This is a genomic window from Amycolatopsis sp. SB7-3 (assembly GCF_041021335.1).
Lineage (GTDB): Bacteria > Actinomycetota > Actinomycetes > Mycobacteriales > Pseudonocardiaceae > Amycolatopsis > Amycolatopsis japonica.
The window spans coordinates 2150411-2166171 of record NZ_JBFPJQ010000001.1; the positions used below are offsets into that span (position 1 = coordinate 2150411).

Genomic DNA, 15761 nt, shown 5'->3' on the forward strand with positions numbered 1-15761 from the left:
TAGTCAAGCGGCCTTCATGTGCCTGCCGTAGGTCGGGTCGAGCCCGAACACCTTGGTCACCTGCCGTAGATAGTGGCGACGGCCGGCCGCCCCGATCAGCTCCTGGAGCGCCGTCGCGCCGGGCACCACCCGCCGCACCGTCTCGGCGGCGAAGTTGACCCCGGCCGCCGCGACCACGGCCGCCTGGGCGATCGGATCGTCGGGCAGTTCGAGGAAGTCGGCGTTGGTCTTGCCGAGCAGGAGCCTGCTGATCGCGCCGTGCCCCGCGACCGACACGTGTGCGAGGACCTTGCCGAGCGCGCCGCGGCCGTCACCGATCCCGGCGTGGGCCTTCATGAGGGCCGCGGCGAGCCGTTTGGAATCGTCGTCGGGAATGAACTCGGTGGTCGCGAGCAGCCACAGCAGCCGCCAGGCGTCGTCCTCGCCGGCGGGCAGGAGTTCCTCGTCGACGCCCATCAGCCAGCCGACATAGCGCCAAAGATGCAGGATGTCGGCGCGCTCGCGGGCGCTGTAGCGGAGCCCGAGCAGTTGCGTGCCGAAGACGTAGACGAGGGAGAAGAGCAGGAGCGTGCCCGCGGTCTGGACCTGGTTGACCGGCCTGTCCCAGGCCGCGTAATCCCAATCCTTGCGGCGGTTCATGGCCGCGCGGACGTGGGCGTGCACGATCCGCACCCGCAACGCGGACTCGTACCCGCGCCCGCCGGGCACCAGCGCGCCCGGTGTCGTCACGTGGATCCACCACGTCGCCGTCTCGACGAGACGTCGTGCCGCCTTGTACTCGATCTCGCCGGTGCCGACGAGCGACTTCGTGGCGCGCGAAGCGAGATAGCCGCCCATCAACGAGACGTCGCCGAGCGGGAAGAGCCCGAGCAACCCGGCACGCGTGATCGCCCGCGCTCCGCGGTCAAGGCGGTCCCGGTCGACCCAGTACGGCGTCGCCTCGACGTTGCGAAAGAAGGCTTCGAGCTCTTCCGGCGGACTCTCGACACTGTCGATGCCTTGACGCAGCGCCTGTTCGAACTGGGGCTGCGCGCCCTTTCGCAGCAGCGGCACCAGCACGTCGGCCGCCGGGTCCTCGCACTGCGCGAACTGCCGCAACCGGGCGACCTGGCGCTCGTCGCCCCTGATGTCGCCCTCGATGAACAACCTCGACGCGACCCGGAACCCGCCTTGACGGAACAGTTCGGGGTCAGGCAGCCGCTCGCCCATCCGGATCACCTCCGAGGTAGACAACAAGTGTTGTCACTTTCGGCGGCGACGTCAAGATGGGCGGGGTCTTGGCAAGGAGAGATCCGGGCCATGTATGCTGGCCGAGCACTGCGGATGTAGTTCAATGGTAGAACATCAGCTTCCCAAGCTGAATACGCGGGTTCGATTCCCGTCATCCGCTCTCATGCGAAAGCCCCAGGTCAGTGGATGTCCACTGTGGACCTGGGGCTTTCGCTTTGGAGTCCTATGACCTTGCCGGACGACCTCCGCCACGACGTCCAGACGCTCTGGGACTACCACGACATGCGGCACGAACTCCGGCCCGCCGACGTCGGGATCGGACTCGGCAGCCACGACCTCGGCGTCGCCACCTGTGCCGCGGAACTGTTCCATGCCGGGATGTTCCCGCTCGTCGTCTTCACCGGGGCCAACGCGCCGACCACCGTCGAACGCTTCCCGCGCGGCGAGGCGGTGCACTACCGCGAACACGCGCTTGACTTGGGCGTGCCGGATGACGCGATCTTGGTCGAGACCGAGGCGCGGAACACCGGGGACAACATCACGCTCACTCGCGCACTGTTGGAGTCACGCGGCATCGAGGTCGGGTCGGTCGTTCTCATCTCTCGGCCGTATCAACAGCGGCGGGCTTACGCGACCTGTAGGAAGCTATGGCCCGGGGTGGACGTCATCTGCGCTTCCCGGCCGTTGCCGCTGGATGACTACGTCGCGAGCATTGGCGATGTGAACCGGGTGATCAACATGCTTGTCGGTGATACGCAACGGATCACCGTCTACGCGGAACGCGGTTTCGCGATTGCCCAGGAAGTTCCTGCAACAGTCAAAGAATCTTACACCCAATTGATAAGGCAGGGATTCACAAAGAGACTGCTTTGACTCTCGAGCGGGAATCATTTATTCCTAACAAGTCAACCAAGAGTTGCGGCAGATTCTCTCCAAATTTTGTTAAGTTGACGAACCGCGTCATACGCACCAATGAGATCTTCCCTTGAAACAGGTTTAGCATGAGCAATACTATTACGAACCGCTCCAACCGTACCAATTTCCTCTTTGAATAAATCAAGAAATCTGCGACGAGCTGGCGTGAAACCATCTTGACTAATTCGGTAGTATGACCCCAGCTGTAAACTCTCCGAAAGCTGCTCCCAGTTGTTCAGTATGCCCAGCTTTAACACATCGTCAGTTATCATGTCAAGCGACACGCCGCCAGCATCGGTAGATCCATTCGACTCTGCAGATGAAACGCGATCGCGAGACTCAACGGAATCTGTTTCACGATCAGGCGTCCACTCATCGTGTTGCCCACCATTAACCGGATCATCGCTGGTCGAATCACCGTGTCGCTCGTCAATATCGTGAACCTTCTTGTCTATCAAGCCAGGCAGTTCCGAAGCGCGCTGATCATTATAAAAGTGACTATGACTGACCACACTTGTTTGCTGGGACGAAACTTGCGAGACGGCAGAAGCAAATCTAACCTCTAGAGCCTCCTGGCGCGCCTTGATCACTTCAGCCTCAGCCTTTGCGGACTTTACCTCTCTTTTTATGCTTATCAGGTTAAATATGTTCAACTCAGACAAATCCGGCAATAGCAGAAAGCCAACCAAAACAATAAATGGGACTAGATCTTGAGTCGCCCACGGATTGCATAAAGTCACAACTGACGAGTTGGCAGCCGCAGTATCGCGGCAGATTTCAAATGCAGACCACCGGTAGCTTAACATCGCCAATAGCACGAGAAGTACCACCAGCAAGAATGCGGCACCACGCCTCAACTTCGTCACCCAAGCCAGGCCAGCGGGACCCGATTCGCCTGACTCCGCTTTCGCGTCCACCACTTTAACGGGGTCCGGCGAGACAGCGTCCTTACCGGCCTTATCCGACGAGTCATCTTGGGTCATGCAGTTGAGTCGCCGACTGAGGCATACAAGTTACACACCTGCCGGACTTGGCTCTATGGGGTCAAGGCGCCGCCAGCGGCGGCGCGCACGTCACCGCCCGTACGGCGGGCTCCGTCCCATGGCGGACGCCGGGCGAGCCCGCCGACGAGGCAGCACCGCACAGCGCGCCGCCGCTACCGGAGACCCATGGAACATGACGTCAGATCATCCGACCCACCTGACCGCGTGGCAGTGGTCACCGGGTGTCCCTCGCTGCTCAGCGCCTAACACCGTGTCGCCCGCATCAAGGCGGGAAAGCGTGCCTTGACACGACCGGCCCGGCGCTAGAGATGGCAGGGGCGAGGGAAGCGGAGCAAACAGGCACAAAGACGCAGGTGGAGACAGGGGAACGTTGGGCCATTCAGGGGGTCAGCCACGGTCAATCGTGGCCACCCGAGCAAGCATCGTCCGCAGGTCAGGGCCTTCCAGTATGAGCACCCTTGGTTCCCAAGCTGAATACGCGGGTTCGATTCCCGTCATCCGCTCTCACGCGAAGCCCCAGGCCAGTGGATATCCACTTAGGACCTGGGGCTTTCGATTTGGGCCCCTATGATGGCCGCGACCCTGCCGGACGACGTCTGCGCCCCACGTGCGATTTTGGTCGTTCTCATCTCTCGGCCGTACCAACAGCGGCGGGCTTACGCGACCTGCAGGAAGCTATGGCCTGGGGTGGACCTCATCTGCGCTTCCCGGCCGTTGCCGCTGGATGACTACGTCGCGAGCATTGGCGATGTGAACCGGGTGATCAACATGCTTGTCGGTGATACGCAACGGATCACCGTCTACGCCGAGCGTGGTTTCGCCGTGATTGTGTGGATTTCGGGACATCTGACGTCCCAAAATCCACACAGTCACGCGTCACCGGCCCTGTCACGACCTGAGCCGAAGCCGGGGACCCGTCCCGCGCCCCGCGATTACCTTCTGCACCGTGCGGAAAATGCCGAGCGACAGTACGGCCGCGGCCTTGCTGACCGTGCTGGCCGGGTCGCTGATCCTTCCCCTCCTCCTGGTCGGCGGAATCTTCCTCATCGTCGGCTTGAACACCGGCAGCACCCCGGGGCCGTACACCGTCGTTTTCGCCAAGGCGGGTGACGAATGCGGGGCGACGGGCCAGTATCTCGACTCGTCCACTGGGGAACCGCTCAGGTGCATGGGTCCGGGAGTGCTGCGGGACGCCGCGCTCGAGTTCCCCGGTTTCTCCCGCGAGCAGAACGACGACATTCGCCGCTGGCTGGCCACGTTGGCGGAAGACGGCGAGCTGAGCGTCTTCGACCATCGTTCGGTCCAGGACAGGATCGACGGGATCGCGGCCGGGTTGCCGCCGGAAGTCCGTGTCGAGCGGGAATCCGGCTCGACGCGGATCTGGATCGGCTCGGGTTTGACGGTCGCCGGCCTGCTCTTGCTCTCCGGCTTCGCCTGGCGGTGGCGCCGGAACCGCCGGACCGGTTATTGACTTCCCAGCGTCGTTACCGTGCCAGGTATGGAAATCCGGGAGTTCACCCAAGACGACTGGGCACAGGTCTGGCCGATCGTGCGCGAAGTCGTGCGGGCGGCGGACACGTACACCTACGACCCGAACCTCACCGAGGACGACGCCCGCGGCACCTGGGTCGAGACGCCGCCTGGCCGGACGGTGGTCGCGGTCGAGGGTGGCCGCGTGCTCGGTACCGCCAAGATGGGGCCGAACCGCGGCGGGCCCGGGTCCCATGTGGCGACGGCCAGTTTCATGGTGGACAAGGACGTTCGCGGCAAGGGCATCGGTGGCGCGCTGTGCGCGGATGCCCTGGATTGGGCCAGGGAACGGGGTTTCGCGGGGATGCAGTTCAACGCGGTCGCCGAGTCGAACGCGGCCGGGATCCGGATCTACGAACGGCTCGGGTTCGAGATCGTCGGGACGGTGCCGGGCGCGTTCGAGCACCCGACGCTGGGGCGCATCGGGTTGCACGTCATGTACTGCGACTTCGGCCGAGGCTGAGCGTCAGCCTTCGACGAGTTCCCAAGGGGCGTCGGCGCTCGGCCGGTCGTACACCTGGCCGGGCGCGGCGCTCAGCACCAGCGCGACGTCGGGATACAGCGTGACGGCGTGTTCCATTTCGAGGGCTTCGACCTCGAAATCCTCGCTCTCCGGGACCTGGAAGCCGACGAGCAGCCAACTTCCGTCCGCCTCGCGGACGACCTGGCGGACGGCGCGCGCCGGGGCGGCGGGGTCGGTGGAGATCTCGGCGAGTTCGGTGCTCACCTGGACTTCTTCCAGCGGCGAGCCGGGATGCGTCCACGCGGCGAGGCGGGCGGCGCGCACCAGGAGGTCTTCCTCGTCGTCGTCCGAGTCGGCGACCGAACTGAGCAGCCATGTGCGCCGCTCCGGGTCCCAGTCGGCGGCCATGCCGGTGGGGAGGCCGGCCAGCGCGGCGATCTCCGGGATGAGCTCCACCGCGTCCCGCAGGGGCAGCGCGCCGAACGCGTCCTTGTTCTCCTCCATGTTCTCGGAGAACTCGTTGCCGTCGCTGATGAACCAGTCGCCGTCGTCGTCCAGGACGACGAACGCGAGGTTCGACGGATCCTCCACCAGCGACCGGGAGATGATCACCGGCGACTCGGGATCCTGACTCATCGGCCAGTTCTCGCTCGACATGCTGGGCTCCCAACGGGGTTGTCCGGCTGTGGGGCACCATCCCACCACGACCGGCGGAAGCTCATTCGCTGAGGTCGTACTCGTCGACGTCGAGCGCGGCCGCCGCTTCGGTGAGGAACGCGATCACGGCGGGCGAGAGGTGCCAGCCGAATTCCTCGCCGCCGTCACGGTGATGGAAGTAGCGCACCACCTGCAGCACCGCGCTCACGCCTTCGTCCACCAGCCGCCGGATTTCCGGGCGGACCGGGGCGAGCCTGCCGATCACGCTCTCGATCTGGTCGTCGACCGGTTCCGAACCGCGATGCGTCACCTTCCAGGCGTGCATCCGCGGCAACCGGTGTTCGGCGGACCGCGAACCCAGTACCAGCACCTCGTCGGGCTCCATGCCGAGCCGCGCGGTGATCTCCCCGGCGGACACGGTTTCGCTCTTCAAGGCGAAGTAGCAGTACTGGTGGACCTTCATACGCCCGGCACCCTAGCTTTCGGGCAGGCTGACCAGATGAAACGTGATCAATCGCTTATCGAACGGCTCGCCCGGGAGCGCAACGCCTGGTTGTGCACGCTCCGCAGGAACGGATCGCCGCACGTCACGCCGGTGTGGTTCGTGTATCTCGACGACGTCTTCTGGATCGGGAGCGGCGAGCGGAACGTCAAGGTGCGCAACATCGACGGCGATCCGCGGGTCAGCCTCGCACTTGAAGACGGCGACGCTCCGGCTGTCGCCGAAGGCGTGGCGCGCGTCCATCGAGGGGCTCTGCGCGAAGACGTCCTCGCGGCCCTGGCGGCGAAGTACGACGGCTGGGCGGCCGGAGTGGAGATCGCCCCGTTCGGCGCCAGAGTGCTGCTGGAAGTCCCCGTTAAGCGGTGGCTGCTCAAGGGTGTCGCCCAATAGTCTGGAAAGTCCGATACCGATCTTGGGATGGACGATGCTGACCGGTGAACTGATCCGCTTGCGCCCGCTGGAACCCGAGGACTCGGACACGCTGTGGCGCTGGCACAACGACCCGGAGGTCACGCGCTGGCTGCCCGCGGACCATCCGGAATCCCTCGCCCAGATCCGCGAACGCTTCACCCACCGGAAACCCAACAGCTTCAGCCAGGTGGATTTCGCGATCGAGAGCCTCGCCGTCGGCACCTTGATCGGCACCTGCACCCTGCGCGACGCCACCCCGGAGCAGGGCCGCGCGGAACTCGACATCTACCTCGGCGAGAAGGACCACTGGGGCGGCGGCTACGGCACCGACGCCATGCGCACGCTCTGCCGCTACGGCTTCGACATGATGCGGCTGCACATGATCGCGCTGTGGGTCGTGGTCGACAACGAGGCCGCGATCCACATCTACAAGAAGCTCGGGTTCCAGGTGGACGGCAGGCATCGGCAGTCGTTCCGCGGCCAGAACGGCCAGTGGCACGACGAGTACCTGATGAGCCTGCTCGAAGGGGAACTCCGCTAGTCGTTCAGTCCTTTCGTGAGCCTGGCGGGTGCCTTCATCCGCCAGGCCTCCTCGATGAGTTCACTCAACTGCGTCTTCTCGACCTTCTCGAGGTCGACGAGGATCGCGCCGTAGCCGTCGTAATGCGGCGTGGTGAAGTACGCGGGGTCGCCGGAAGCCAGCAGGGCCTCCTTCTCCGCGTGCTCGCACAGCAGCATCAGACCGCCCTCGGCCTCGGTGCGCAGCCGGGCGAAGTTCTTGCCCGCGACCTTGAGCGACGGCGTGCGGTACGACGTGGACTCCTCGACCTCCGGCAACCTGCCCGCCAGAGCCACGACTTCTTCCCAGGTCGTCATGGCGGACATTGTGCCCTGGGTCACTGACAAAACCACCCCGTTGACGTCATGAAAGGGCCGTTCAGGACGAAAAACGTCAGGAACGGCCCTTTCATGACACTCGCGGGAGCTACGGCAGGACGGTGATCCGGTCCGCGGGCGGCGGAGCGATGCCAGGGTGCGCCCCGAAGTACGCGATCAGCGCGTCCAGATCCACCGGACCACCCGACAGGTTGGTCCCCTTCGTGAACTCGGTGAAGCCGTCCCCGCCTGCGGCGAGGAAGTTGTTCACCGAAACGCGGTACGACGCCGCCGGGTCGATCGGCGCGCCGTCGAGCGTCAGGTTCGAAACGCGCGAACCCTGTGCCGCCGACGCCGAGTACGAGTACTTCAGCGACTTCGAGATCTGCAGCGTGCGCACGACGCCGTTGGCCTGCCACTGCTGTTCGAGCACGTTCTTCAGGTTCGCGCCGGTGAGCGTGATCGTCTGCATGATGTTCGCGAACGGCTGCACGGCGAACGCCTCGCCGTAGGTCACGACACCGTCGCCTTCGCCGGCGGGCGACGACGCGTAGGTGAAGTCCGTGCGGATACCGCCCGGGTTGGTCATCGCGATCTGCGCGCCGTTCGACTTCGTGGCTTCGAGCTGGGCGTCGGCGATGACGTCGCCCAGCGGCGACTCACCGGACGCCGCGCCCTTGGCGACCAGGTCCGCGGTGATGGTGCCGACGGCCTTGTTCGCGATCGGCGCGGCCTTGGTCTTCGCCTCGTCGATCAGCCTCACCACGTCGGCGTCCGGGGTGACGTCGCGGGTGACGATCTGGTTGTGCGCCTTGGTCTCGCCGCGGACGACGTCACGGGTCCGGCGGTCGATCTTCAGGTCGACGACCGACAGCAGACGGCCGAACGACGCGCCCTGGATCACCGGACGCGGTGCGCCGTCGGGATCGTTGATCACGCAGTTGTACTGCTGGTGGCTGTGCCCGGTGAAGATGGCGTCCACTTTGGACGTCACCTTCTGCGCGATCGCGGTCGCCGCACCCGGCTTGACCTTGCACTCGTCCGGACCGGCGGTCTCGGAGTTGTCGCCCTGGTGCAGCAGCACGACCTGCGCCTTGACCCCGAAGAAGTCGAGCAGCTTGGCCGTGCGGTCGATGGCCTGGACCTCTTCGCCGAACTTGAGGCCCTTGATCGCCTCCGGGGTGACGACCTGCGGCAGATCCTTCAGCGTGGCGCCGATGACGCCGATCGGGACGCCGCCGGAGACCTCGATGCTGAACGGCAGCAACGCCGGGACGCCGTTCTCGTAGTACACATTGGACCCGAGGAAGGGGAAGTTCGCGCCCTTGAAGGATTCGCGGAACTGGCAGCCGTCGGTGGGGTGGCAGCCGCCGTGCTGCATCCGGCGGAGTTCCTTGAGGCCCTCGTCGAATTCGTGGTTGCCCACCACGGAAGCCTCGACGCCGAGCCGGTTCAGCAGCTCGACGGTCGGCTCGTCGTGGAACAGCGCCGAGATCACCGGCGACGCGCCGATGCTGTCACCGGCCGACAGGACGACCGAGTTGCGCGCTTCGCCGCGAAGCTTCTTCAGGTGCGTCGCGAGGTAGGCGGCGCCGCCAGCGTTGACGGTACTGCCGTCGGGCAGCGTGACGCGGCCGCTCGAACCGGACGGCGGTTCGAGGTTGCCGTGCAGGTCGTTGAACGTGATCAGCCGGACGTCGGTGGTCGCCGACGCGGCGGACGCGGGCGCGGCGACGGCGGCCAGCGCGGTCAGCGCGGCACCGGCGACGACGGCCAGCCGGGTGGAGAGCTTCATTGTTGGGCGCACGGCGGAGGAGTCTGCCTTGCGGGTTTGACCTTCACCAGAGGAAAAAGGAGGACGATAGGCAACCGTCACATGGCGCGCGCACTGCCGTCGAGCAGTACCCGCGAGCTATTAACTGCTACCGGCGGTAACCGGTAAATAAAGGCGTTCGCGCCGCCGGGTGACGTCGTTCGGCATCGGCTCCAGTTCACCCGTCGCGATGAACCCGAGCTTCAGGTACAGCCGCCGCGCCCGGTCGTTGTCCTCCGCGACGTGCAGCCACACCTCGCGCGCGCCGTCGTCCTCGGCCGCCGACCGCACCTCGCCCATCAACCGGGTGCCCAGCCCCCGGCCCCGGGCTTCGGGCGCGACCCACATCGAGTAGAGGATCCAGCCGTCGTCCCGCGCCCGTCCGGCGACGAGACCGACCGGACGCTCGTCGTCGAAGGCGGCGAACCAGACGTCGCCCACCAGCTTCGCGAGCCACTCCTCGTCGGATTGCGCGCTTTCGGCCGCGGCGATCGAGCCGTAGTTCTCGGGAGTGTCCGTCAGGGCACGCAGGCGGACCTCGCGGAAGACGTCGAGGTCCGAAGGGACGAGCCGTCGAACGAGCAACATCCGGGCAGAATCCCACGTCGAGCGGCGGATCGGGGAACGAATATCGCCGATCGGCCAAGATCGGGGTCGGCCACTCGGCCGATCCGGCCCCGTCCGCCGCGGCCCTTCGACCGAAGTGGCGGACCCCTCGTGATCCATAACGTCGTGGTCATGACGAACGCACAGGTCACCGCCCTGCAGTACGGCTTGATCGGCTTCTTCGCGCTCTGGGCGACGGTGCTGATCCCGCAGCTGATCGTCCTGCACGCGCGGCACGGCCGAGTGCGGCTTCGCCCCGTCCTGGTCATGGCCGCCGTACTGCTCTACGCGACCATGACGGTGGCGGTGACCTTCCTGCCGCTGCCCGGCCCCGGTGTCAAACGGCTGAGCCAGACCGTGCAGCTGAACCCCTTCCAGTGGGTCGCCGACATCCACACCGAACTGCTGAAGCACGGGCTGCCGATGGCCGACTGGTTCACCACGCAGACCTTCCAGCAGGCCACCATGAACGTGCTGCTGTTCGTCCCGCTCGGTTTCTTCGCCAGGACGCTCTGGAAGCGCGGCCTCGTCGGCACGACGCTGATCGGCTTCGCCGCTTCGCTGCTGATCGAGGTCACGCAGCTGACCGCGAACTTCGGCACCGCGCCCTACGTCTACCGGATCTTCGACGTCGACGACCTGCTCAACAACACCGGTGGCGCGATGCTCGGCTGGATCGCCGGGGCCCTGCTGCTCAGCCTCGTGCGGAAGCCCGTTCCCTCAACGGTCGAGCTTCAGCTTCCGCGCCGCGAGCGGGTCGACCTCGCCCAGGTCCGCTAGCCTCGCCTGCCGTCGCTGGGCCGCGCGCCGCGCGGCCCGCCGGTCTTCCGCGATCACCAGCACGGTGGCCACGACGAAGATCAACGCGACCAGGCCGAGGATGAGCGAGAGCTGCAAAACGCCTCCTCGGAACGACCTTGTGTGCGAGATCACAAACAGTACGCACATCGTGCTGAGTTGACCACCCCTTGAGACGAAAGTGGGTGTCGCAGGTCACTCAGGGCTCGCCGAGAACCAGGTCCGGTCTTCGATGTGCCAGCGTTCGAACGTCAGGTCTGCGCTGGTCAGGGCGGCTTTCAGGGTCTGCAGGTCCAGCCGTCGGCAGGTGAACGCCTGGCTCCACCACCGGATGCCCGCCGTGTACCGCACGACGGCCGAGAGCAGGTCGCCGTCACGGACGACCTGACCGAGCCGGACGTCGACCTCGCCGAGCGTGCCGCCCTGACCGTCGCGGACCGAGTCGAACCACTCCGGCGGATGCCATTCGACGAGCACCCGCCCGCCGGGCGCGACATGCGCGCGGGCGGTGGCCAGGAAGGCCGCCCGATCGGCTTCCGAGGCGGTGTTGACCAGGTGGCTGCCGAGCAACACCAGGTCGAAGACCCGGCCGAGCCGCAGGTCTTCGATCTTCGAGCACACCGTCTCGGCACGGACGTCGGCGAGCATCTCCGGCGAATCGTCCACCGCGACCACCGGATGCCCGAGCTCCAGCAACGCGTGCGTGACCCGCCCGGCGCCGCTGCCGAGCTCCAGGATCGAGGCCCCGGGCGGGACCGCCGCGTGCACGATCCCCGGCTCGTCGCCGGGCGGCAACAGCCGGTACACCTCCACCGAACAGCCGTCCGCCGTGAACGCCCCCTGCTCCATACCCGCCAGCGTGCCGGAAACTGGCCCGGTGAGGACCAAACCGACCAAGGACGAGCTGGCCGCCGCCTACGGCAAGACCATCGACGACATCATCGCGCCCGATCTGGACGTGTTGTTCTGCGGGATCAACCCCGGCCTCTACTCGGGCGCCCTCGGCCTGCATTTCGCCCGGCCGGGGAACCGGTTCTGGCCCGCGCTGCACCGCGGTGGCTTCACCCCGCGCCTGCTCGACCCCAGTGAGCAGGAGGAACTGCTCGGCCTCGGTCTCGGCATCACGAACGTCGTCGCGCGGACGACGGCGCGGGCCGACGAGCTGACGCCGGACGAGTTCCGGGAAGGCGGCCGCCTGCTCACGGCGAGGGTCGCCGAATTCCGGCCACGCTGGCTCGCGGTGGTCGGGATCACGGCCTACCGGACGGCGTTCGGCATGCCGAAGGCGAAGATCGGCGCGCAAGACACCGAGATCGGCGGAGCGCGGGTCTGGGTACTGCCGAATCCGAGCGGGCTGAACGCGCACTGGACGCCCGCGGCGCTCGGGGACGAGTTCGGGCGCCTTCGGGCCGAAGTCCACTCTGAGTAGTGAACGGGTCAGGATCTCCCGCCGGCGCGCTCATTCGAGCAAGAGATCCACAACCAGCTGATACGCAGAGTTTGCTGCGACGAGGCGATACATCTATGAGGGGGATATCGCGTCACGTGCTCCGACCTACCGACTCGTAATAGTTACGAGGTGTCATCTCTGTCCGGTCCCGCAGGGGGGACCGGTTGACGAGGGTGACCACGCCGGGGGGCAGTGGTCACCGAATGGACTTCCGAGTCCTCTCGTCCGGAGATGGCGGGCACGAAAACGGAGGGGTCCGTGATGCGAAGCATCGAGCCGAACCGAACGCAGGCCGGCAGGCCTGGCGGACTGTCGCCAGGCGGCCGCGGACTCGGCGTGGCCGCCGTCGATCCGATCCCGATCTTCTGCGAGGGATTGAGCTCGCTGGTCCACCGCACGCCGGGACTGACGTGGCTCGGCCACGCGGCGAGCCATCATGCCGCGCTCCAGCTGTGCGAACAGCTCAAACCGGACGTCATCGTGCTGGATTCGGCGCTCGACCCGAACTGCCATCTGTCCCGGCTGCTCAGCGGCGGCGACCCGGCGCTGGTCATCATCACGATGATCAGGGACACCAACCGCACCCAGCAGTACCTCGCCGCGGCGATCGCGGCGGGCGTGCACGCGATCGTGCCGAGGGCGACCGACGGACGGCACCTGGCCGAGGCGATCCGGCGCGCGCACAGCGACCGCCGCTACATCGATCCGACGCTGGCCGCGCTGACGGCGCGGCCGAAGCGCCAGCCCGTGCTCCCGAAACCGGGCGACGCCCCCAAGCCGGCGACCGCGCGCGGCCTGATGCCGCTGTCCCGCCGCGAATACCAGGTCCTGCAACTGGTGGCCGAGGGGCTGGAGAACTCCGGGATCGCGAAGATCCTGTTCCTGTCCGTCGAAACCGTGCGGACGCACGTCAAGAGCATCTTGCGCAAGCTTTCGGCCCGCGATCGCACGCACGCCGTGACGATCGCGTTCCGCTCCGGCATCCTGGTGGCGAACCCCGACGACGCGCACACCCCGGTCGAGCCGGCCGCCGCGGCTTCGATCGCGCCGTCACCCCGATGAACCAGCACCCAGGCCCCCCGAATTGCTGATTTACACATCACAACAGTGGCCATTCACTTGCCGCCGGTTACCCGCAGGTAATATCCTGATGTTACCGGCGAGTAGGGACGTGTGCCCGGCCGGGGAGCCGAACACATTGGAGTGACGAAATGGGCCACTACAAGAGCAACGTCCGAGACCTGGAGTTCAACCTCTTCGAGGTCCTCGGCGTGCAGGACCGCCTCGGCAAGGGCGTCCTCGCGGAATCCGACGAGGAGACCGCCCGCGGCGTGCTGACCGAGCTGAACAAGCTCGCTTCCGGTCCCCTCGCCGACTCGTACGCCGACGCGGACCGCAACCCGCCGGTGTACGACCCGAAGACCTTCTCGGTGAAGATCCCCGAGTCGTTCAAGAAGAGCTACCAGGCGCTGATGGACGGCGAATGGTGGCGGCTGGGCCTGCCGAACGAGCTGGGCGGCTTCGGCCTGCCCCCGACCGTGCAGTGGGCCGCGGCCGAGCTCATCCTCGGTGCCAACGCGCCGCTGTTCATGTACATGGCGGGCCCGAACTTCGCCGGCATCGTCGACAAGAACGGCACCGACGAGCAGAAGCGCTGGGCGCAGATCATGATCGACCGCGGCTGGGGCGCCACCATGGTCCTCACCGAGCCCGACGCCGGTTCCGACGTCGGCGCCGGCCGCGCCAAGGCCGTCAAGCAGGAGGACGGCTCCTGGCACATCGACGGTGTGAAGCGGTTCATCACCTCGGCCGAGAACGACATGGTCGAGAACATCATGCACCTGGTGCTGGCCCGTCCCGAGGGCCCCGGCATCGAGACCAAGCCCGGTACCAAGGGCCTTTCGCTCTTCCTCGTGCCGAAGTTCCACTTCGACGGCGAGACCGGTGAGCTGGGCGAGCGCAACGGCGCCTTCGTCACCAACGTCGAGCACAAGATGGGCATCAAGGCCTCCACCACCTGCGAGCTGACCTTCGGCCAGCACGGCACCCCCGCCAAGGGCTGGCTGCTCGGCGAGGTGCACGACGGCATCGCGCAGATGTTCCAGGTCATCGAGTACGCCCGCATGATGGTCGGCACGAAGGCCATCGCGACGCTGTCGACCGGCTACCTCAACGCGCTCGAGTACGCCAAGGAGCGCGTCCAGGGCGCGGACCTGCCGAACATGCTGAACAAGGCGGCGCCGCGCGTCACCATCACCCACCACCCGGACGTCCGCCGCTCGCTGATGCTGCAGAAGGCGTACGCCGAGGGCCTGCGCGCGGTGTACCTCTACACCGCGACCTTCCAGGACCAGGTGTGGACCGGCGAGGGCGACGAGGCTTCGCAGAAGGTCGCGCACGGCGTCAACGACCTGCTGCTGCCGATCGTCAAGGGCGTCGGGTCCGAGCGTGCGACCGAGCAGCTCGTGCAGTCGCTGCAGACCCTCGGCGGGTCGGGCTTCCTGCAGGACTACCCGATCGAGCAGTACATCCGTGACGCGAAGATCGACTCGCTGTACGAAGGCACCACGGCCATCCAGTCGCTGGACTTCTTCTTCCGCAAGATCGTCCGCGACAAGGGCGCTTCGCTGGCCTACGTCGCCGGGGAGATCACGAAGACCATCGAGTCGGAGATCGGCAACGGGCGGCTCAAGAACGAGCGCGGTCTGCTCAAGCAGGCGCTCGAGGACACCCAGGGCATGCTCGGCTCGCTGATCGGCTACCTGACCTCGTCGCAGGAAGACCCGCAGAACATCAACAAGGTCGGCCAGCACACGGTCCGCCTGCTGATGTCGGTCGGCGACCTGCTCATCGGCTGGCAGCTCATCAAGCACGCCGAGGTCGCCATCGGCAAGCTCGACGCGGGCGCGTCGGCGAAGGACGTCCCGTTCTACGAGGGCAAGCTCGCCGTGGCGTCGTTCTTCGCGAAGAACGTGCTGCCGGAGCTGACGTCGCGTCGCGCGATCGTCGAGGCCGCGGACAACAGCCTCATGGAGATCCCCGAAGCCGCGTTCTAAACGGTTTCGTGACGAAGAGCCCTTTCCGGTCCGGAGGGGGCTCTTCGTGGTTTCGAGGGGGATTTCCGGGGGAATTTCCGTGCTGAGTCCGCCCGTTGGCGGAGACCTCGGCAAAGGAGTCTCAATGACAGTCACCGGCATCATCACGGCGATCGTGGTCGGCCTGATCCTCGGGGTGCTCGGCAGGTTCTTCGCCCCCGGCAAGCAGTCCATCCCGATCTGGCTGACCATCGTCGTCGGTATCGTCGCCGCCTTCGTCGGCACGGCGATCGCCCGCGGGCTCGGCTACGCGGACACGAAGGGTTTCGACTGGCTCGAACTCATCACCCAGATCGTCATCGCCGGGATCGGGGTCACACTGGCCGCCAACCTCTACGGACGCCGCGGTGTCACCCGGTAAGGGGTCTTGAGGCGCGACGAGCCGGTTTCGGTGTCACCGTGGGTTCACTC

Annotated in this window: 19 protein-coding genes, 1 tRNA gene and 1 pseudogene; 12 read left to right on the forward strand and 9 right to left on the reverse strand. The window is 66.2% G+C overall.

The window, feature by feature from the left end; translation table 11 throughout:
* Positions 1-3: 3 nt before the first annotated feature.
* Positions 4-1209: an oxygenase MpaB family protein gene (locus AB8M46_RS10535; RefSeq protein WP_394360178.1), complete on the reverse strand. Its 1206-nt coding sequence runs from the start codon at positions 1207-1209 to the stop codon at positions 4-6.
* Between the two features lie 110 nt (positions 1210-1319).
* Between AB8M46_RS10535 and AB8M46_RS10540 the strand changes: the two genes are divergently transcribed.
* Both AB8M46_RS10540 and AB8M46_RS10545 read left to right on the forward strand, forming a co-directional pair.
* Positions 1320-1390: transfer RNA gene (locus AB8M46_RS10540), tRNA-Gly, on the forward strand.
* A 65-nt stretch (positions 1391-1455) separates the two neighbouring features.
* Positions 1456-2103: a YdcF family protein gene (locus AB8M46_RS10545; RefSeq protein ID WP_394360179.1), complete on the forward strand. Its 648-nt coding sequence runs from the start codon at positions 1456-1458 to the stop codon at positions 2101-2103.
* A gap of 32 nt (positions 2104-2135) precedes the next feature.
* On the opposite strand, the gene AB8M46_RS10550 is transcribed toward AB8M46_RS10545, so the two are convergent.
* On the reverse strand, positions 2136-3128 hold the full coding sequence (locus AB8M46_RS10550) for a hypothetical protein (protein ID WP_394360180.1): 993 nt from the start codon (positions 3126-3128) through the stop codon (positions 2136-2138).
* Between the two features lie 639 nt (positions 3129-3767).
* Here AB8M46_RS10550 and AB8M46_RS10555 point away from each other — a divergent pair.
* The 3 genes and pseudogenes from AB8M46_RS10555 to AB8M46_RS10565 all read left to right on the forward strand — a co-directional run.
* Positions 3768-3974 (forward strand): annotated as a pseudogene (locus AB8M46_RS10555) (YdcF family protein); the annotation flags it as partial.
* Positions 3975-4104: 130 nt separating this feature from the next.
* On the forward strand, positions 4105-4620 hold the full coding sequence (locus AB8M46_RS10560) for a hypothetical protein (protein WP_394360181.1): 516 nt from the start codon (positions 4105-4107) through the stop codon (positions 4618-4620).
* 27 nt (positions 4621-4647) lie between these two features.
* Positions 4648-5142, forward strand: coding sequence for a GNAT family N-acetyltransferase (locus tag AB8M46_RS10565; protein ID WP_125732992.1), 495 nt, complete (start codon positions 4648-4650; stop codon positions 5140-5142).
* Between the two features lie 3 nt (positions 5143-5145).
* Here the strand turns inward: AB8M46_RS10565 and AB8M46_RS10570 are convergent, their stop codons facing one another.
* Both AB8M46_RS10570 and AB8M46_RS10575 read right to left on the reverse strand, forming a co-directional pair.
* Entirely contained in the window at positions 5146-5799 is a 654-nt protein-coding gene (locus AB8M46_RS10570; protein ID WP_394360182.1) for a hypothetical protein, read from the reverse strand.
* 61 nt (positions 5800-5860) lie between these two features.
* A complete protein-coding gene (locus tag AB8M46_RS10575; protein WP_016338169.1) occupies positions 5861-6262 on the reverse strand; it encodes a DUF4279 domain-containing protein in 402 nt (133 codons plus the stop codon).
* A gap of 36 nt (positions 6263-6298) precedes the next feature.
* Here AB8M46_RS10575 and AB8M46_RS10580 point away from each other — a divergent pair, with 36 nt between their 5' ends.
* Together AB8M46_RS10580 and AB8M46_RS10585 are read left to right on the forward strand one after the other, a co-directional pair.
* Positions 6299-6691: a nitroreductase/quinone reductase family protein gene (locus AB8M46_RS10580; protein ID WP_394360183.1), complete on the forward strand. Its 393-nt coding sequence runs from the start codon at positions 6299-6301 to the stop codon at positions 6689-6691.
* 34 nt (positions 6692-6725) lie between these two features.
* Positions 6726-7253 carry a GNAT family N-acetyltransferase gene (locus AB8M46_RS10585; RefSeq protein ID WP_394360184.1) on the forward strand — a complete coding sequence of 176 codons (528 nt, stop codon included), beginning with the start codon at positions 6726-6728 and terminating at the stop codon, positions 7251-7253.
* On the opposite strand, the gene AB8M46_RS10590 is transcribed toward AB8M46_RS10585, so the two are convergent.
* From AB8M46_RS10590 to AB8M46_RS10600, 3 genes are all read right to left on the reverse strand, one after another.
* Positions 7250-7588, reverse strand: a complete 339-nt coding sequence (locus AB8M46_RS10590; protein WP_394360185.1) for an MmcQ/YjbR family DNA-binding protein — start codon at positions 7586-7588, stop codon at positions 7250-7252. The two genes, AB8M46_RS10585 and AB8M46_RS10590, sit on opposite strands and share 4 nt — an antisense overlap.
* A 109-nt stretch (positions 7589-7697) precedes the next feature.
* Entirely contained in the window at positions 7698-9383 is a 1686-nt protein-coding gene (locus AB8M46_RS10595; protein WP_394360877.1) for a bifunctional metallophosphatase/5'-nucleotidase, read from the reverse strand.
* A 120-nt stretch (positions 9384-9503) separates the two neighbouring features.
* Positions 9504-9989 carry a GNAT family N-acetyltransferase gene (locus AB8M46_RS10600; protein ID WP_394360186.1) on the reverse strand — a complete coding sequence of 162 codons (486 nt, stop codon included), beginning with the start codon at positions 9987-9989 and terminating at the stop codon, positions 9504-9506.
* A gap of 150 nt (positions 9990-10139) precedes the next feature.
* On the opposite strand from AB8M46_RS10600, the gene AB8M46_RS10605 reads away from it, so the two are divergent.
* The gene (locus AB8M46_RS10605; RefSeq protein ID WP_394360187.1) at positions 10140-10787 is read left to right on the forward strand and encodes a VanZ family protein; all 648 of its coding nucleotides are present in this window, start codon (positions 10140-10142) and stop codon (positions 10785-10787) included.
* Here AB8M46_RS10605 and AB8M46_RS10610 read toward each other — a convergent pair.
* Together AB8M46_RS10610 and AB8M46_RS10615 are read right to left on the reverse strand one after the other, a co-directional pair.
* A complete protein-coding gene (locus tag AB8M46_RS10610; RefSeq protein ID WP_167551731.1) occupies positions 10728-10904 on the reverse strand; it encodes a hypothetical protein in 177 nt (58 codons plus the stop codon). The two genes, AB8M46_RS10605 and AB8M46_RS10610, sit on opposite strands and share 60 nt — an antisense overlap.
* Before the next feature lie 96 nt (positions 10905-11000).
* The gene (locus AB8M46_RS10615) at positions 11001-11654 is read right to left on the reverse strand and encodes a class I SAM-dependent methyltransferase (protein ID WP_394360188.1); all 654 of its coding nucleotides are present in this window, start codon (positions 11652-11654) and stop codon (positions 11001-11003) included.
* A gap of 28 nt (positions 11655-11682) precedes the next feature.
* On the opposite strand from AB8M46_RS10615, the gene mug reads away from it, so the two are divergent.
* The 4 genes from mug to AB8M46_RS10635 all read left to right on the forward strand — a co-directional run bounded on the left by mug (position 11683) and on the right by AB8M46_RS10635 (position 15711).
* On the forward strand, positions 11683-12234 hold the full coding sequence (mug, locus tag AB8M46_RS10620; RefSeq protein WP_394360189.1) for a G/U mismatch-specific DNA glycosylase: 552 nt from the start codon (positions 11683-11685) through the stop codon (positions 12232-12234).
* A gap of 282 nt (positions 12235-12516) precedes the next feature.
* The gene (locus AB8M46_RS10625) at positions 12517-13317 is read left to right on the forward strand and encodes a response regulator transcription factor (protein WP_037336170.1); all 801 of its coding nucleotides are present in this window, start codon (positions 12517-12519) and stop codon (positions 13315-13317) included.
* A 149-nt stretch (positions 13318-13466) separates the two neighbouring features.
* Positions 13467-15311, forward strand: a complete 1845-nt coding sequence (locus tag AB8M46_RS10630; protein WP_037334419.1) for an acyl-CoA dehydrogenase — start codon at positions 13467-13469, stop codon at positions 15309-15311.
* 124 nt (positions 15312-15435) lie between these two features.
* Positions 15436-15711 carry a GlsB/YeaQ/YmgE family stress response membrane protein gene (locus AB8M46_RS10635; protein WP_037334416.1) on the forward strand — a complete coding sequence of 92 codons (276 nt, stop codon included), beginning with the start codon at positions 15436-15438 and terminating at the stop codon, positions 15709-15711.
* The last annotated feature ends 50 nt before the right edge of the window (positions 15712-15761 follow it).

What these genes read in the sequence shown, in the direction of transcription:
- AB8M46_RS10535 (WP_394360178.1), bottom strand. Translation starts at nt 1,209, where the DNA reads ATGGGCGAGCGGCTGCCTGACCCCGAACTGTTCCGTCAAGGCGGGTTC.
- AB8M46_RS10545 (WP_394360179.1), top strand. Translation starts at nt 1,456, where the DNA reads ATGACCTTGCCGGACGACCTCCGCCACGACGTCCAGACGCTCTGGGAC.
- AB8M46_RS10550 (WP_394360180.1), bottom strand. Translation starts at nt 3,128, where the DNA reads ATGACCCAAGATGACTCGTCGGATAAGGCCGGTAAGGACGCTGTCTCG.
- AB8M46_RS10560 (WP_394360181.1), top strand. Translation starts at nt 4,105, where the DNA reads ATGCCGAGCGACAGTACGGCCGCGGCCTTGCTGACCGTGCTGGCCGGG.
- AB8M46_RS10565 (WP_125732992.1), top strand. Translation starts at nt 4,648, where the DNA reads ATGGAAATCCGGGAGTTCACCCAAGACGACTGGGCACAGGTCTGGCCG.
- AB8M46_RS10570 (WP_394360182.1), bottom strand. Translation starts at nt 5,799, where the DNA reads ATGTCGAGCGAGAACTGGCCGATGAGTCAGGATCCCGAGTCGCCGGTG.
- AB8M46_RS10575 (WP_016338169.1), bottom strand. Translation starts at nt 6,262, where the DNA reads ATGAAGGTCCACCAGTACTGCTACTTCGCCTTGAAGAGCGAAACCGTG.
- AB8M46_RS10580 (WP_394360183.1), top strand. Translation starts at nt 6,299, where the DNA reads ATGAAACGTGATCAATCGCTTATCGAACGGCTCGCCCGGGAGCGCAAC.
- AB8M46_RS10585 (WP_394360184.1), top strand. Translation starts at nt 6,726, where the DNA reads ATGCTGACCGGTGAACTGATCCGCTTGCGCCCGCTGGAACCCGAGGAC.
- AB8M46_RS10590 (WP_394360185.1), bottom strand. Translation starts at nt 7,588, where the DNA reads ATGACGACCTGGGAAGAAGTCGTGGCTCTGGCGGGCAGGTTGCCGGAG.
- AB8M46_RS10595 (WP_394360877.1), bottom strand. Translation starts at nt 9,383, where the DNA reads ATGAAGCTCTCCACCCGGCTGGCCGTCGTCGCCGGTGCCGCGCTGACC.
- AB8M46_RS10600 (WP_394360186.1), bottom strand. Translation starts at nt 9,989, where the DNA reads ATGTTGCTCGTTCGACGGCTCGTCCCTTCGGACCTCGACGTCTTCCGC.
- AB8M46_RS10605 (WP_394360187.1), top strand. Translation starts at nt 10,140, where the DNA reads ATGACGAACGCACAGGTCACCGCCCTGCAGTACGGCTTGATCGGCTTC.
- AB8M46_RS10615 (WP_394360188.1), bottom strand. Translation starts at nt 11,654, where the DNA reads ATGGAGCAGGGGGCGTTCACGGCGGACGGCTGTTCGGTGGAGGTGTAC.
- AB8M46_RS10625 (WP_037336170.1), top strand. Translation starts at nt 12,517, where the DNA reads ATGCGAAGCATCGAGCCGAACCGAACGCAGGCCGGCAGGCCTGGCGGA.
- AB8M46_RS10630 (WP_037334419.1), top strand. Translation starts at nt 13,467, where the DNA reads ATGGGCCACTACAAGAGCAACGTCCGAGACCTGGAGTTCAACCTCTTC.
- AB8M46_RS10635 (WP_037334416.1), top strand. Translation starts at nt 15,436, where the DNA reads ATGACAGTCACCGGCATCATCACGGCGATCGTGGTCGGCCTGATCCTC.